This is a genomic window from Salmonella sp. 32070601201500089SM, assembly GCF_017573605.1.
GTDB lineage: Bacteria > Pseudomonadota > Gammaproteobacteria > Enterobacterales > Enterobacteriaceae > Salmonella > Salmonella enterica.
In genome coordinates, this window is the sequence record NZ_JAGETK010000010.1 from 103,977 (window position 1) to 120,733 (window position 16,757).

Sequence of the window (16,757 nt, forward strand, 5' to 3'; positions counted from 1 at the left end):
ATTTCACGGGATGGAAGACCATGAAATTGATTGGGAGGTTGCTTCTCTATGTGCTGATCGCCTGTTTAGTGGTGATTTTCGGCTTTTATTTTCTGCTGCAAACGCGCTGGGGCGCAGATCACATCAGCAACTGGGTATCAGAGAACAGCGGTTATCACCTCACATTCGACGTGATGGATCATCGTTTTTCCGCCCCATCCCATCTTTTACTGGAGAATGTGACCTTTGGTCGTGATGGTCAGCCTGCTACCCTGGTCGCGAAAACCGTAGATATCGGTCTGAGCATTCGCCAGTTAACCGCGCCGCTGCATGTCGACACGATCCTGTTACAGGACGGCACGCTGAATATTTCAGTGCAAACCGCCCCTTTCCCGTTTGAGGCCGACCGCCTGCAACTTCGCAATATGGCGCTCAATAGTCCCGGCAGCGAATGGCGGTTGAGCGCCCAGCGCGTTAACGGCGGCATTATGCCCTGGCGCCCCGAAGCCGGTCGGGTATTAGGCAATAAAGCCCAGATCCAACTGAGCGCCGGTTCGCTGACGTTAAACGACGTTCCCGCCACTAATGTGCTTATTGAAGGCAGTATCGACCATAATCAGGTGATGTTAAACACCGTCGGCGCCGATATGGCGCGCGGAGCGTTAACCGGCGTCGCCCGACGTAACGCTGATGGTAGTTGGGTCGTTGAAAATCTGCGGCTGAATGATATTCGGTTACAAAGCGATAAATCCCTGAGCGAGTTTTTCGCGCCACTGACTACGGTTCCATCTTTGCAGATTGGTCGTCTTGAAGTGACGGACTCCAGCCTGCAAGGACCAGGCTGGGCAGTCACCGATCTTGACCTGAGTTTGCGCAATCTGACTCTGCGCAAAGAAGACTGGCAAAGTCAGGAAGGTAAATTATCGATGAACGCCAGTGAGTTTATTTACGGCTCACTGCACTTGCTCGATCCAATCCTGAACGCCGAATTTTCACCACAGGGCGTTGCGCTACGCCAGTTCACCACCCGCTGGGAAGGCGGTATGGTCAGAACCTCCGGCGCCTGGTTACGCGAGAGCAAAGCGCTGATTCTGGACGATACCGCTATCGCCGGGCTGGAGTATACGCTGCCGGAAAACTGGAAGCAGTTATGGATGAAGCCGTTGCCCGACTGGTTGAACAGCCTGACGCTGAAAAAATTCAGCGCCAGCCGCAATCTGGTGATCGATATCGACCCGGCCTTCCCGTGGCAAATCACCGCTCTGGACGGCTACGGCGCAAACCTGGAGCTGGTACAACATCATCAATGGGGCGTCTGGAGCGGCAATGCGACCCTCAACGCCGCAGCGGCAACCTTTAACCGTGTGGACGTGCGCCGCCCGTCGCTGTCGTTGACGGCTAATGCCAGCACGGTCAACATCAGCGATCTGAGCGCGTTTACTGGAAAAGGGATACTGGAAGCCACTGCCAGCGTATCGCAACTGCCGCAGCGTCAGACGCAAATCAGCCTGAACGGACGCGGCGTACCAATGGATGTGCTACAGCAGTGGGGCTGGCCGGCATTACCGATTGCTGGCGATGGCAATATTCAGCTCACGGCCAGCGGCAATATTCAGGCCGATGCGCCGTTGAAACCGACGGTAAACGGGCAATTACACGCGGTCAACGCACAAAAGCAGCAGATAACACAGACGATGCAAGCGGGCGTGGTGTCCGGCGGTGAAGTTACGTCAACGGAGCCAACGCTGTAATTGAGGGCTTGCCCGGTGGCGATGGCGCTTACCGGGCTTACGGTTCTTGCTCATTTGTAGGCCGGATAAGCGCAGCTCACGGCGCCATCCGGCGATTCAGATTTAAAGCGTAATCACCACTTCATTTCCCTGCGGGGTGACCACTACGCCCAGTTCACTTCCCGCATATGAGCCGCATTTGGTACCGCTAATCTGCGTAATATTACGCAGACACAGCGTCCAGTTGCGCGCCTTGCCTTCGCCGCTCACCGTAATAGTATTGCCTGTGCGTTTCGCCTGCAGCGTAAAGATTGTCGAACCATCCGTAGCAGGGACTTCGCAGACCGCTTCGCAGCCGTCATCCAGATGGAATAACTGGAAGGCCGTACCCTCATGCCAGGCGTAATCGGGCTTCTGGCTATTGTTGCCCAGCGCCAGTAGTGTATTGTCACGCACGTACACTGGCAGACTCAGGAAGTCATGCTGCTGTTTATGCCAGCGGCTGCCCTGCACTTCATCGTTGCGCCACAGGTGCGTCCAGCGGCCTTCTGGCAGGTAGAACTCCACGTCGCCCGCTTCACTAAATACCGGCGCTACCATGACCGCATCTCCCAGCATGTACTGGCGATCAAGATAATCACACGCCGGATCGTCCGGGAACTCCAGCATCATCGCCCGCATCATTGGCGTACCGGCTTCGTTGGCGCGCGCCGCTTCCCGATACAGATACGGCATCATCCGGCACTTCTGTTCGGTGAAGAAGCGCACCACGTCACAGGACTCGTCGTCATAGGCCCACGGAACCCGGTAGGATTTGCTACCGTGCAGGCGGCTGTGGCTGGAGAGCAAGCCGAATGCGCACCAACGCTTGTAGACATGCGCCGGCGCGGTATTCTCGAATCCGCCAATATCATGACTCCAGAAGCCAAACCCTGACAGGCCGATGGACAGCCCGCCGCGCAGGCTTTCCGCCATCGATTCGTAGTTGGCGTAGCAGTCGCCGCCCCAGTGCACCGGGAACTGTTGCGCGCCCACCGAGGCGGAACGGGCGAACAGCACCGCCTCTTCAACGCCGACGGTCTCTTTCAGCACGTTCCACACCAGTTCGTTGTAGATGTAGGCATAATGGTTGTGCATTTTCTGTGGATCTGAACCATCAAACCACTGCACATCCGTTGGAATGCGTTCGCCGAAGTCAGTTTTGAAGCAGTCCACTCCCATCTCCACCAGGCCCTTCAGCTTGTCGGCATACCATTCGCAGGCTTGCGGGTTGGTGAAGTCGTAAATCGCCAGTCCCGGCTGCCATTTATCCCACTGCCACAAGGAGCCGTCCGGGCGTTTAAGTAAATACCCTTTCTCTTTCAGCTCCTGGAAAACCGGGGATTTCTGGCCGATGTAGGGGTTAATCCACACGCAGACTTTCAGCCCTTTCGCTTTCAGGCGGCGAATCATCCCTTTCGGATCGGGGAAAGTCACCGGGTCCCATTCAAAATCGCACCACTGAAAAGCTTTCATCCAGAAACAGTCGAAGTGGAAGACGTGCAGCGGCAGATTGCGCTCGGCCATACCGTCGATAAAACTGTTAACGGTCGCTTCGTCGTAGTTGGTGGTGAATGAGGTGGTCAGCCACAGGCCAAACGACCAGGCGGGCGGCAGCGCCGGACGACCCGTAAATTGGGTATAGCGGTTCAGCACGTCTTTCGGGGTCGGGCCGTCGATGACGAAGTATTCCAGATACTCGCTCTCGACGCTGAACTGAACTTTGGAGACTTTCTCGGAGCCAATTTCAAACGACACGCACTGCGGATGATTCACCAGCACACCGTAGCCACGGTTGGTGATATAGAACGGGATATTCTTGTACGATTGCTCGGTACTGGTGCCGCCGTCGCGGTTCCAGGTCTCCACCGTCTGACCGTTACGCACCAGCGCGGTAAAGCGCTCGCCCAGCCCGTAGACGGTTTCGCCCACGCCGAGATCCAGACGCTCGAACATGTAGTTGCGCCCGCTGTTGGTATCCTGCACATAGCCGTTATTCTTCAACTGGCTACCGGTGATACGTACACCGTTGCGCAGAAAATCCAGAGACCAGATCTCGCCTTTGGTGACGCGCACGCTCAGGCTGCCGCTCTTAAGTTCGGCAAATTCGGCGTTGTTCTGCATCTCCACGTTGATATCTTGCAAGACATTGAGCGGATAATGTGGGCCGTTATCCAAAGCGCCCTGGAAGTGTTCCATCCGTACACCTATCACTCCTTCCTGCGGCGAGAAAAAGCGCAGGGTAAACAACGGGGTATCCAGTTGCCAGGTTCGTTCGCGGACATCGCGCGGCGCGGCATAGACCACCATCTCATTCCCGTGCTGTTCAACGTCGAACACCTGAACCGGGTGAATCAAATTAAGGCCAGGCTGGATCAGCCAGTTTCCGTCGCTAATTTTCATAGTCTGTTCCTTTAGTTCTGCAATTCTTTATGGGTAAATTCTTGTTCATTACGGTGTGCGCCCTGCGCCAGTTGTTCCAGAATGGTTTTCAGGAACGGGCTTTTCAGGGTGTAGTAGCGTTTAGCGATCGCGGCGCTCAGCAGATAACAGATGGCCGGGACGATAGTGAACAGAGCGATGATGATGCTGATCGTGGCGCTGTTTTGCGTTTTCGCCGCCGCGTCGTAACCGCCGCCTGCCAGCATCCAGCCAATCAGCGCCCCGCCGAGGGCAAGACCCAGTTTCAGCACGAACAACGTGCCGGCAAAACTGATCCCCGTCAGGCGTTTGCCGTTACACCATTCGCCGTAGTCGACGGTGTCGGACATCATCACCCACTGAATAGGCGTGACTAACTGGTGCAATACGCCAATCACGAAGATAAAGACGAACATAGCGATCGTGGCGTGCATCGGTACGAAGAACATCGCCACGCTGATTACTGCGAGTAAAGCGTTGGTCCACCAGAAAACGCTCACTTTGCATTTCCAGTCGGTCAACGGTTTTGCCAGCGCCGAGCCAATCAGGTTGCCGACACAATAGGTGGTGAGGAAGGCGACAAACACGCCCGGTTTGCCCAATATCCAGGTGACGTAATACATCATCGCCCCGCCGCGCACGCATACCGCCAGAATATTCAGGATGGTGAGCAGGCCGACTATGCGCCACTGGTCGTTGTGCCAGATATCACGCAGGTCTTCACGCATGGAGGTATGGGTGGCAGGCGCTTCAACGCGCTCTTTGGTGGTAAAGAAGCAGAACGCCAGCATCAGGAACGCCACCACCGAGAGCGCCGCGATACCCCCCTGGAAGCCCAGCGCCTTATTCTCGCCGCCAATCAGTTTCACCAGAGGCATCATCAGTACGGTAGAGAGCATTCCGCCCGCCGTTGCCAGCACAAAGCGCCAGGATTGCAGGGAGATACGCTGCGTTGGGTCATTGGTTATTACACCCCCCAACGCGCAGTAAGGGATGTTGACCACAGTGTACAGAAGGGTGAGCAACGTGTAGGTGATGGCGGCATAAATCATTTTGCCGTTCAGACTGAGATCCGGCGTGCTATAAGCCAGCACACAAACGATACCAAACGGCAACGCACCAAACAGCACCCAGGGCCGGAATTTGCCCCAGCGAGAGCGGGTGCGGTCGGCCAGCAGGCCCATGCAAGGGTCGGAGATGGCATCAAGCGCACGCGCCAGTAAAAACATGGTGCCGACAAAACCAGCGGGAATACCGAAAATATCGGTATAGAAGAACATCATATATAACATGACGTTATCAAAGATGATGTGGCTCGCGGCATCGCCCATACCATAGCCAATCTTCTCCTTAACGGAGAGAATCTCACTTTTCATTACGCATCCTTAATGCTCACAACGCTCACTGATACCGGTTACAGTTTTTGTAAACCTTCCCTGCGAGCGTGAATATTCCGTTATTTAGTTATCAAATTACGATTCTTGTTTTCTGTGATCAGGGTAGCGTCAAAAAGTGTGATGAAATGTAACTAATGGATTTTATGGGGGTTTATATGAAACCGGTCATGGCAGAAGGAAAGGGAAGTTAAAAAAGCACGGGAGGGGATGTGGAAACGCCAGGAAGTAGCTATAATGCGCGCGCCTCCATGTAGCAATCGAGGCGCGGAAGATCGTCGTCTCCGGTGAGGCGGCTGGACTTCAAATCCAGTTGGGGCCGCCAGCGGTCCCGGGCAGGTTCGACTCCTGTGATCTTCCGCCAAAATCCTTCTCTCATGCCCACCATTCGTCCTCTATTTCGGGACAAAGTATTTGCTTATTATTAAGACCAGTTCTTGCATATAATACGAAAGGAAAGGTGGAGAGAGAAAGTGGAATATTATTTTATTAATCACCATTTACCGATTGCTAAAACCAAACGTCCATTTATTGTGGGATATCGTCCGCAAAGAAGGGATAAAAGTACGCCAGAACTAACGCGGGCGGGACTTAACTAATCACCAAACGAACTTGTGGGTCATACTTACAGGCTCATCCTTTCTCAAAAGAGGTAACGCTTACCAGGCCAAAATTATGAGATCAACGTATAGAGCCATCTGGATAAAGATACATGCCTCCCTCCAGATACACGGGTTCTCCTTCGTCTACCGCTAAATTATGATATAGCGATTGCATTTCATCATCTGCACTTTCTTCCTGTTGGTTTTCAACTCGATAATAGGTATCTACATCATAGTTCTGTTTACGGAGATCGTCGTCGCTGTATACGCCAAGCCGTTTTTTTAAGCCTGTTATATTAAATATCCATTTTAATCCATCTTTAATATAATAGGCATCACCATAAGCATTTTCATCGGGGCATTCTTTATAGCCCATCCGCAATGCAACATCACAGCCATGCTTACCAACATATTTATAACTCATATCCCCCCCAATATGTTGCTTCAATATCCCAGATAAAATTCATAACGAAAACCTATCCTGATAACCTATGCCACATGAAGGATAGAATTTAAACTAAAGTACGCGTTATATTATCCCCTAAGTCCGTATCAAGTATGCGTATTCTGTAGTAGTTAGTAATATGTTCTAATTTATTAATGTGAGTTATATATGAAGAGATTATTTACAGCGATGATTATCGCTTTTATTACCGTCACGGCATCATCCAGTGCGCTTGCCTGCCCAAAGGGTCAACATCCACATGGGGGTACAGGCTCACATCATAAGGGTGGATGGTGTTCATACGAGCAGTAACGTCGCAGCTTACTCATCTACTTGAAGGCACTATAGCCTTACGTTTATCAACGCAGGCGCTACGTTTGTCGATGCCGTAACTTTCTGAAGAAAAAACATGAACGAGTTGGTATCGATCGCAAAGAATATGGTTACCAGCAACAGTCACCTTGTCTCCAGGCTGTCGATATTCTACGGACACGACAGGAAAGGATTTTATTAATTCCTTATAAAAACCATGTTAATCAACAGGATAAATAGTTAAAACGTGATAAAAGGCGTAACCTTTACCCGCTTAAAGCGGGCAAGATTGCAGGCAAGAGATGTTATTATACTAAAACATAAAAACAGGTGAGGCTGGTGTAATGAGAATCGACAAACTTTCACTGCTTCACTTTCGTTGTTTCAGGCAGCTCGATATTACTTTTGATGAACACATTACGATTCTGGTTGCACCAAACGGCGCGGGCAAGACGACAGTACTGGATGCGGTACGCCTGGCGCTGTTCCCCTTTATTCGTGGCTTGCCGGCCTCTATGTAAAAGATAAATCGCTGGCGATCCGTACAGAAGATGTACGTCTGGTTTTCCGCCCCGAAGCGCTGAACATGGAAATGTCGTCTCCGGCCATGATTACGGCTACCGGGGAATGGGAAAGTGGAAAGACGGCAACCTGGATGCTCGACAAGCGAGGAGAACAGCCGCCGCATGAAGATAAGACGGCGGCGCAGCTTACCCGTTGGGGTGAACAACTTCAGACGCTGGTGCGTGAAGAGCATAATTTGCTGCAGGTTGAACTTCTCCTAATGCTTTATCTGGGGACTGCTCGCTTGTGGTATCAGGAACGTTATGAGGCACAGCCTACTGAACAGCGTCTGGATAACAGCGCCTTTTCACGTTTGTCTGGTTATGACGATTGCCTCTCGGCCACATCAAACTATAAACAGTTTGAGCAGTGGTATAGCTGGCTATGGCATAGCTACCGTGAACATCAAATCACACAACTTGAATCACCTTCAACAAAGTTAAAAGAAGATGTTCGTATTCGCGGATGAAAGAAGCTATTCAGGCTATCCAGCAAGCCATTAACTGTCTGACAAAAGACGTAACTGGCTGGCGCGATCTGGAATACAGCTCCAGCCATAACCAGCAACTGGTAATGAATCATCCGCAGCACGGCAATATCCCCTTAGCCCAGCTCAGCGACGGCCTGCGTAATGCGGTTGCGATGGTAGCGGATATCGCGTTTCGCTGTGTCAAACTCAACCCCCATTTACGCGATGAAGCCGCCTTAAAAACACAGGGATTGTGCTGATCGATGAAGTCGATATGTTCCTGCACCCAGCCTGGCAGCAGCAAATTATCCAGTCTTTGCGCAGCGCATTTCCACTAATCCAGTTTATTGTCACTACCCATAGCCCGCAGGTTATCAGCACGGTAAAACGTGAGTCTGTTCGCCTACTTGAACAGGACGAGAAAGGTAATGGTCTGGCGTCAATACCACCGGGGCGACCTACGGCGAGCCAAGTAATGATGTACTGCACAGCGTGATGGGCGTCGATCCCCAACCTCCGGTTAAGGAACAGGATGTTTTCGAACGTGGGATTATCAATGTATTTAAGGGGTTAAGCCAAGAGTACAAAACCAATAATCCTTGTTATTTCGGCAAGAAGATTATCGTCAACAATCTGGTGAAGCATGACCGATGGGGCTACAGCCTGAACTGGGGCTGGCGACGCGACCAGCTCGCCGATCTGGAACGAATGCTCTACCTGCTGGATAGTAAAACCATTCCTGACAACCGGCATGATGTCTCTATCCGGTTTATGGACTTCGTGCGCGATAATCCGCGTGAGCAGGTCTTTGAAGACGATATGTTCACCATCCGCTACTTTCAGAAGGGCAGCGGACATATCACGTTTAAGCGTCTGGATCTGGTGGAGAAGATGAATGATATCGTGGCGAAGCATTATCCGGGGGCGCTGCCCGCAAAATAAACGCTATCTGCGTAATAAGCTTCACCAGGAATTTCTGGCATACTAGGCAGATTACGGCATTGCGAGTCAGATATAAGCGGAGGCGGCATGGCAGACAAATACTTAACCCAATCCCCGGCAGGCGAATTTGTTATGTTTGCCAGCGATGACGGTGAAGTTCGTGTGGAGTGCCGCTTTGAGCAAGAGACGCTATGGCTCCCTCAGGCAACCATCGCCAACCTTTATCAGATCACTCCCCAGGCAGTTACACAGCACATTAAAGCGATCTATGAAGAAGGCGAACTTGAGCAAAACGCAACCTGTAAGTCTTACTTACAAGTTCAACAGGAAGGTAGCCGTCAGGTAAGCCGCAACAGGCTTCACTACAGCCTGCCTGTCATCCTTGCTGTCGGCTACCGCGTTCGCTCCCCGCGCGGCACACAGTTCCGCCAGTGGGCAACCCAGACGCTCCAGGAATACCTGATCAAAGGTTTTGTGATGGACGATGAGCGCCTGAAAAATCCGCCCGTGGGTTCATCGGCTGTACCCGACTATTTTGCTGAGATGCTGGAGCGTATCCGCGATATTCGCGCCAGCGAACGTCGGGTTTATTTGCGGGTACGAGAGATCTTTGCGTTAGCCGCCGACTATCAACCATCGCTCAAAGAAACCACGCAATTTTTTCAAACCATCCAGAACAAGTTGCATTTTGCCTGTACCGGACATACCGCTGCTGAACTCATTCATCAGCGTGCTGACGCCAGCCAGCCGCATATGGGGCTGACCAGCTATAAAGGTGAAGAGGTACGTAAGGGTGACGTGACGGTGGCAAAAAATTATCTCACTCAAGATGAAGTCAGCGAGCTTAACCGCGTAGTTAACATGTGGCTGGATTTTGCCGAGGATCAGGCCCGTCGTCGTCAGCAGGTCTTTTTACGCGACTGGCAGGATAAGCTGGATCAGTTCCTGCAATTTAACGACCGTGAGGTTTTACAAGGCGCAGGTAAAGTCACTAAGAAAATGGCCGATGAAAAAGCGCAGGCGGAATATAGTCAGTTTGCTGAACAACAACGGCGCTTAAAAGAAGCCGAAGGTGAGAAGGATATCGCCGGTTTGCTACAATGGAAAACAGAACCTAAAAAGTAGCTCAGAATGCCCCGAACCCCACAAGCAAAATCATTTGAGGGCATAATAGGGGGCATCAATAAAAACCCAACACAATAAAAGTCAATAAATTCAACAGACCAAGATATCAAATTAGACTCCTGTGATTGCATGATGCCGTCGTGAATATGGCGGTTTTATCCAGGCGTAAAGACTGTGGGTAGTAATATCAAGACGTGTTGCGACGCTGGAAACAGAATGGCCGCGCTCAATAACCTGTTTTACCGCTTTAATTATAAACTCTTCGGGATAACGTTTACCGCTCATGGGCTCCTCTCTTTAAGTCATCTTAAATGACTCAGCGGTGTCTGTTAAACCTGTGGCGATTCCCTCCTCCGTTTTATCCAGACGAAATTATCCTGATAATGCGCTGTAGCGGCTGAATGACTTAATATCACATCAACCTAAACACTGAATAGTTTCTCAATTACCTGATTTTTCATTGTTATCTATTAGATACTGCAAGCATTTTATCTTTATACCCTTTCTCTCCCATACGTCCTGTTTATTCATAACCCCTCCCATTATTATATTTCAGCAGTAAAATATCCGTATACATTCTTATACCATGTGCTCATATTACTCCACATAATCGTGCTACTCACATTTAGAGATCACGTAATCGATCTGCTGACGAAGGAATCTCTATGCGTAAAGTCCGTCTTACTGAGCATCAGAACATCGCCGTAATTAAGTTGGCCGAAGCCGGATGAATGGTTAAAGATATCTGCCCTGAGGCGGATATTTGTGAAGTGACTGACTATATCTATGGACATTGGGTTTCACCACATCCTGTTTCTCACTAATGTGCTCCGGGAAAGAGTTTTCATCAGATGAGCGATTGAAAAGAGAAGCCAGAAGCTGAAGTTGCTTCGACCAATAAGTCTGTCACTTGCTCAGACTGTCACGATCAGAATTAAGTCAGATCAACTTATTGGCAAGGTATGACTCCCGGCGTTAAGTTACAAAATTTTCTCATGGCATTAGCATTACACCCTCTTAAAGTTTACATGCGTCTCTATAAAATAGTCTTAAATTTGTATATAAGAAGTTGATGAGAGCACAAATATCACCATTAAGTCATTGAATAACAATGCAATAAAAGAAAAAATCTTAAATTAGCTTTTAATAATAAGAATTCATTACAGGTTTACAGGAATTACTTTTATATTTCATCACATCACCCCGATAGTGACAAAGGCAGCAGACAGCTGGTATTGAGAACCGTTATTTATCACTCTCATGATTTAGCAAATAGTGCTGTTTTAAGATTTTTTATGATACTGGAGATACTGTATAAAAATCTCAATGCGTGAAATACAAATCCGAAATGATGTATTACGACTGTCGGATCTGTCATGGTTTTTTAAAGCTGTATTTTAGTGCTTTCCAGGAGTTTATGACACTGACAATATTTCGCGACTTTTGACAGTCGTAGTACTTTATATTATCTGGATTGACACATTTATTTACCAATGAAATATTAATAGAAACATCGACAGGAGTCGTTCAGGATGATGAGAAAGCCTTCACAAATTGTCCATTGCATTAGTTGCGATTTATCCTGTCAATTATTCCCTGACAGCGCAGTACGGGTGCAATACTGTCATAATGCGGCATTTTCCATCTGGCCAGATGGTAATGCTTTCCTGAAAAAAGGGTTTATTGAAAAGTTATTGCTTGATAGACACAACCATTTATCCAGCGGTTTTATCTTTGTTGATTTTTCTTTCCCGAATCTTCGACGATTTACCGATTTACAATGGGCTGACAGTCTGGCAAACAGTGGTATGCATATTGTCCTGATTTCTGACAAAAGTTTAACTCCGCTGGCCAATTACTGGATTTTGAAAAGCAATAAAATACAAGGAATTATTTATTCCGATGACGATGATATTGTGCAACAGCAAAAGATGCACCGCTTGTTTACCGGTCGGCTTGCCAACAGTAAACGTGGACGAACGCTTAACTATACGGAATTTATATTACTTAAGCGCTTTGTATCAGGAATAAGTATTCAGCAGATTGTAAATATTGACAATATTGATATTAAGAAACTTTATGTGCATAAGCTGCGGCTTGAAAATAAGCTAGGGCATAGCATTCATAAAATAATATCAAATATTTTATAGATCCGTTTCCATTTTTATTATTTCCATATTATTGCGATGTGGAAGACGCTTTAAGCCATAATGCAGGAGGCAGAATGCCAACTCCCCAAAATTACTCATTCATCGCCATAGCGGTATCAGCAGCATTAGCCTCTATGATATTTCCCTCCCAGGCGGCCTGGGTTGACGTTGATAGTCTGCCATCCAGTGGGCTAGTCAGCCAGTTGCCGCCGGAATTACAGGCCATTATTCCCGCTCAGGCCAGTACCGGTTTCACCAAAGTCGGTACCATGCCCAACTACGTTTATCAGTGGAACACCGGTACCATCCCGGTTTATGGCAATGGCCTCACGCTTAATGGGCCGGGCGCGGAGGCGTTTGAACACACTGTCACGGTTATTCAGAACAGCGGGACGGGAAGTCCGGGCGTGATTTTTGGCAACGACCTGACCATTCGGACGCAGTCGGCGAATGCCGCGAATAATGGTAGAGACGTCGATGGCATCCGTACTCACGGCGCAAATACTCCGGATAACCCGGTATTTATTATTACCGGTGACCGTACCAACATCTACGTGGATGGTCAGGATGGTGACGGTATTAACGCCGGATATAACTCACTGGGCCAGGGTTGGACCGGATCGGCCAATATTTACGTCGGCGACGATCTGTATATCAAAACAACAGGTAGCCAGGGACGTGGAATTACAGCTAACGCCATGCGGGATGCGTCACGTGCCAAAAATACGATTGTCGTCGGCAATCGTGCACATATTGTTACTACCGGCGACAGTTCGGAGGGGCTGCGTACCGGACAAAGCGGTTCTTTGATTCGTCTGGGTGACGATGCAACCATCGAAACCTCCGGCGCATCCTCAACGGGGATTTACGCAGCATCCTCCTCCAGAACCGAGCTTGGCAACAACGCTACTATTACGGTGAACGGTGCCAGCGCACACGCGGTATATGCAACTAACGCTACCGTTAATTTGGGAGAGAATGCCACTATTAGCGTTAACAGCGCCAGTAAGGCTGCATCCTATAGTAAAGCCCCTGCCGGTTTATACGCCCTCTCCCGAGGCGCCATTAATCTGGCAGGCGGTGCGGCTATTACTATGGCGGGCGATAACAGTAGCGAAAGTTACGCCATCAGCACGGAAACTGGCGGCATTGTTGACGGTTCTTCAGGAGGTCGTTTCGTCATCGACGGTGATATTCGTGCTGCTGGCGCCACCGCGGCCAGCGGTACGCTACCGCAACAGAACAGTACGATTAAGCTCAATATGACGGACAACTCGCGATGGGACGGGGCGTCGTACATCACCAGCGCTACGGCGGGCACAGGCGTTATATCTGTACAAATGAGCGATGCGACCTGGAATATGACCCGCAGCTCAACGCTCACTGACCTGACGCTGAATAGTGGCGCAACCATTAACTTCAGCCATGAAGATGGCGAGCCATGGCAAACGCTCACCATCAATGAAGATTATGTAGGCAACGGCGGTAAGCTGGTCTTTAATACTGTGCTCAACGATGATGATTCCGAAACGGACAGGCTGCAGGTTCTCGGCAATACTTCAGGCAACACATTTGTTGCAGTAAATAATATTGGAGGAGCCGGGGCGCAAACCATTGAAGGTATTGAAATTGTTAACGTTGCTGGTAATTCTAACGGTACTTTCGAAAAAGCAAGCCGTATTGTTGCCGGAGCCTATGACTACAACGTGGTGCAGAAAGGTAAAAACTGGTATCTGACCAGCTACATTGAGCCGGACGAACCGATTATTCCTGATCCAGTAGACCCAGTTATCCCTGACCCTGTCATTCCCGATCCGGTAGACCCTGATCCTGTAGACCCGGTTATCCCTGACCCTGTTATTCCCGATCCGGTGGACCCTGATCCTGTAGACCCTGAGCCAGTAGACCCGGTCATCCCTGATCCGACAATTCCTGACATAGGGCAATCTGACACACCGCCGATAACAGAACATCAGTTCCGTCCGGAAGTGGGCAGCTATCTTGCCAACAACTATGCGGCAAATACGCTGTTCATGACGCGTCTCCATGACCGTCTGGGTGAAACCCAGTACACCGACATGCTGACGGGTGAGAAGAAGGTCACCAGCCTGTGGATGCGTAACGTCGGCGCCCATACTCGCTTCAACGATGGCAGCGGGCAGCTAAAAACCCGCATCAACAGCTATGTGTTACAAGTGGGAGGCGATCTGGCACAGTGGAGCACTGACGGTCTTGACCGTTGGCATATTGGTGCAATGGCAGGTTATGCCAACAGCCAGAACCGCACGCAGTCGTCCGTGAGTGACTATCATTCCCGTGGTCAAGTCACCGGTTACAGCGTCGGCCTTTACGGCACCTGGTATGCTAACAATATCGATCGGTCTGGAGCTTATGTGGATACCTGGATGCTGTACAACTGGTTTGATAACAAGGTCATGGGTCAGGATCAGGCCGCTGAGAAATATAAATCCAAAGGAATTACCGCCTCGGTTGAAGCCGGTTACAGCTTCAGGTTAGGTGAAAGCGCGCATCAAAGCTACTGGTTGCAGCCCAAAGCGCAGGTGGTATGGATGGGCGTGCAGGCTGACGACAATCGCGAAGCCAATGGTACCCTCGTCAAGGATGATACCGCCGGTAATCTGCTAACCCGCATGGGCGTAAAAGCCTATATTAACGGCCACAATGCTATTGATGACAATAAATCTCGAGAGTTCCAGCCGTTCGTGGAGGCGAACTGGATCCATAATACGCAGCCTGCCAGCGTGAAGATGGACGATGTCAGCAGCGATATGCGTGGTACGAAGAATATTGGAGAACTGAAAGTAGGTATTGAAGGACAAGTTACCCCGCGCCTGAACGTATGGGGTAACGTGGCGCAACAGGTGGGTGACACAGGTTATAGTGATACCCGAGGAATGTTGGGGATGAAATACAGTTTCTGATTCAGGTAACAACAGAGCCGCTGATCTTCAGCGGCTTTTACCCGGAAGCGCTTTCATTTGGCTGATACGTTCCATGAACGGCTCCCAAAACAGCTTAATGTGTACAGAAAAATATCGGGCGTTTCCCGATAGTGAACATAAAACCACGATGGCCCTGAGTCAGGATGGTGTAACTGATACTTTTCCCTGGATAGACATAAAAATCGGGTAAAACCGTCTCGATAACCGCATCGGACAGTGTTTCGTCACGCGTGACTTTGTTGATATCCGTCGATATAAAATGGGTGCTGTCTTTATTTTCACTCCATACATAGGAAACATCACGGCGGATCACGCCGCTCATTTTATTATCGACGTAATACGTTCCGCTGATGGAAACCACCCCAGTGCGTTTTTTCAGCGAATACATAAAGTCCAGCGTCAAGTTAGCCTGAGTGTTGTTATAAAACACAATCACAGGCGCCGTACATTTCTCTGGATCCCGGTTCTTTTCCGTATATAAATGAACAAGATGCCCAAGCCCTACTCCCAGAAACAGTAGCGTCAGGCAGGCTAACATCAGTGCCTTTTTACCCATGTGTCACCCCGCGGAAAAAAAGCGTCACGCAGCCTGTATCACCGCGCGTTTTATAAGGTTGCTGACAAATCAATGCCGTAACCGCTGGGGTGCGACTGCTGGAAGGGAAATAGACCCATGAGTATTTCTGACAATCCATACCGGTTTTTAGAATCATTGACTTATAGCTTGCAAAGCGGCTACCGCTTTCGATATCTTCATTCCGCGAGAAAAAATGACAGCCCTGAGTTGTTTCAACCAGCGTGTAGCGATCGTAAAAATCCTTATCGGGAACGGTTTGCCAGCTTATAGTGCCAAGCAAAATACCGACAGCAAATGTCCCGGTCATCCAAAGTACAGGTACATAATGTTTAAACCAACGCCCTGACGTACGCGGCGGCGTCTCACCCTTTTTTTCTATTGTCTGAGCGAAGTCTTTGCGGATGGTCATGAGGCTCACACCAGGCTCAATCTGAAAGCCTCTACGCGGAACCGTGATTATCAGCGTATCTTCATTTTCGCCAACGGTACGTAATCCGCGGCGAATAATGGAGATATTCTGATAAAGCGTATTTGCCGACACCACCATGCCGTCTTCTTCCCACACTTTTTGAAAGAATGTTTGTTGTGAGACGACGGAGGGGGCGTTTTCCAGCAGAAGGCGCAAGCAGCGGCTGGCGAGCGTTGTCAGAATAATGTTGAGATCTGGCCTCGATAATGACGCCAGGCGATTCATTTCTGGATTAAATTCAATATTATCGTTAATTATCCATAACATCGCATTGTTACCATGCCAAAACATAACGTAGTTGGAGAGGGTTAATAGACACCACTGAGTATAGTCTGATGCTGTGGCTGCGTAGCAGGACATGGATTGTCCCCTGCACATACCGATCATATAGAAGAGCGAGAGGCATAAGACATTAACAGGTAAGCGTAGACACTGCTTTTCTCATTATAGCAGACTCAGGGGTGAAAGTACGTTTGGTTTTCTTGTTCGTTAAGTCTCCTGTTTTGTATTGAGGTGAGAATATCACCTTTAATCAAGTGGCCAAATTTACTGTGCCACTACGCTTTAATATCTCAT

The 16,757-nt window shown here is 49.5% G+C and carries 9 protein-coding genes, 1 tRNA gene and 4 pseudogenes; 8 read left to right on the top strand and 6 right to left on the bottom strand.

What is annotated here, in order from left to right; translation table 11 throughout:
• Positions 1 to 20 precede the first annotated feature (20 nt).
• Positions 21 to 1,730: an AsmA family protein gene (locus J4728_RS16560; RefSeq protein ID WP_023209653.1), complete on the top strand. Its 1,710-nt coding sequence runs from the start codon at positions 21 to 23 to the stop codon at positions 1,728 to 1,730.
• Between the two features lie 102 nt (positions 1,731 to 1,832).
• Here the strand turns inward: J4728_RS16560 and yicI are convergent, their stop codons facing one another.
• Positions 1,833 to 4,151, bottom strand: coding sequence for an alpha-xylosidase (gene yicI, locus J4728_RS16565; RefSeq protein ID WP_183047258.1), 2,319 nt, complete (start codon positions 4,149 to 4,151; stop codon positions 1,833 to 1,835).
• A gap of 11 nt (positions 4,152 to 4,162) precedes the next feature.
• Complete coding sequence (locus tag J4728_RS16570; protein WP_000834259.1) at positions 4,163 to 5,545, bottom strand: glycoside-pentoside-hexuronide family transporter; 1,383 nt, start codon at positions 5,543 to 5,545, stop codon at positions 4,163 to 4,165.
• Between the two features lie 287 nt (positions 5,546 to 5,832).
• Here J4728_RS16570 and J4728_RS16575 point away from each other — a divergent pair.
• Positions 5,833 to 5,927, top strand: a tRNA-Sec gene (locus tag J4728_RS16575).
• Positions 5,928 to 6,244: 317 nt separating this feature from the next.
• Here the strand turns inward: J4728_RS16575 and J4728_RS16580 are convergent.
• Positions 6,245 to 6,589 carry a hypothetical protein gene (locus J4728_RS16580; protein ID WP_000120777.1) on the bottom strand — a complete coding sequence of 115 codons (345 nt, stop codon included), beginning with the start codon at positions 6,587 to 6,589 and terminating at the stop codon, positions 6,245 to 6,247.
• Between the two features lie 411 nt (positions 6,590 to 7,000).
• Between J4728_RS16580 and J4728_RS16585 the strand changes: the two are divergent.
• From J4728_RS16585 to rhuM, 4 genes and pseudogenes are all read left to right on the top strand, one after another.
• Positions 7,001 to 7,162: pseudogene (locus J4728_RS16585) on the top strand (TA system toxin CbtA family protein); the annotation flags it as partial.
• A gap of 104 nt (positions 7,163 to 7,266) precedes the next feature.
• Positions 7,267 to 8,451 (top strand): annotated as a pseudogene (locus J4728_RS16590) (AAA family ATPase).
• Between the two features lie 29 nt (positions 8,452 to 8,480).
• Positions 8,481 to 8,897, top strand: a pseudogene (locus tag J4728_RS16595) (DUF4942 domain-containing protein); the annotation flags it as partial.
• Between the two features lie 87 nt (positions 8,898 to 8,984).
• Positions 8,985 to 10,022: a virulence protein RhuM gene (gene rhuM / locus J4728_RS16600; protein ID WP_000774137.1), complete on the top strand. Its 1,038-nt coding sequence runs from the start codon at positions 8,985 to 8,987 to the stop codon at positions 10,020 to 10,022.
• Positions 10,023 to 10,154: 132 nt separating this feature from the next.
• Here rhuM and J4728_RS16605 read toward each other — a convergent pair.
• Positions 10,155 to 10,307 (bottom strand): annotated as a pseudogene (locus J4728_RS16605) (transposase); the annotation flags it as partial.
• 1,247 nt (positions 10,308 to 11,554) lie between these two features.
• Here J4728_RS16605 and J4728_RS16610 point away from each other — a divergent pair.
• Both J4728_RS16610 and misL read left to right on the top strand, forming a co-directional pair.
• Positions 11,555 to 12,172: a helix-turn-helix transcriptional regulator gene (locus tag J4728_RS16610; RefSeq protein WP_000984809.1), complete on the top strand. Its 618-nt coding sequence runs from the start codon at positions 11,555 to 11,557 to the stop codon at positions 12,170 to 12,172.
• A 74-nt stretch (positions 12,173 to 12,246) separates the two neighbouring features.
• Complete coding sequence (misL, locus tag J4728_RS16615) at positions 12,247 to 15,114, top strand: intestinal colonization autotransporter adhesin MisL (protein ID WP_208212094.1); 2,868 nt, start codon at positions 12,247 to 12,249, stop codon at positions 15,112 to 15,114.
• A 94-nt stretch (positions 15,115 to 15,208) separates the two neighbouring features.
• Here misL and J4728_RS16620 read toward each other — a convergent pair whose 3' ends face one another.
• On the bottom strand, positions 15,209 to 15,673 hold the full coding sequence (locus J4728_RS16620) for a hypothetical protein (protein WP_023213975.1): 465 nt from the start codon (positions 15,671 to 15,673) through the stop codon (positions 15,209 to 15,211).
• A 10-nt stretch (positions 15,674 to 15,683) separates the two neighbouring features.
• A complete protein-coding gene (locus J4728_RS16625) occupies positions 15,684 to 16,541 on the bottom strand; it encodes a transcriptional regulator (RefSeq protein ID WP_208212096.1) in 858 nt (285 codons plus the stop codon).
• Positions 16,542 to 16,757 lie beyond the last annotated feature (216 nt).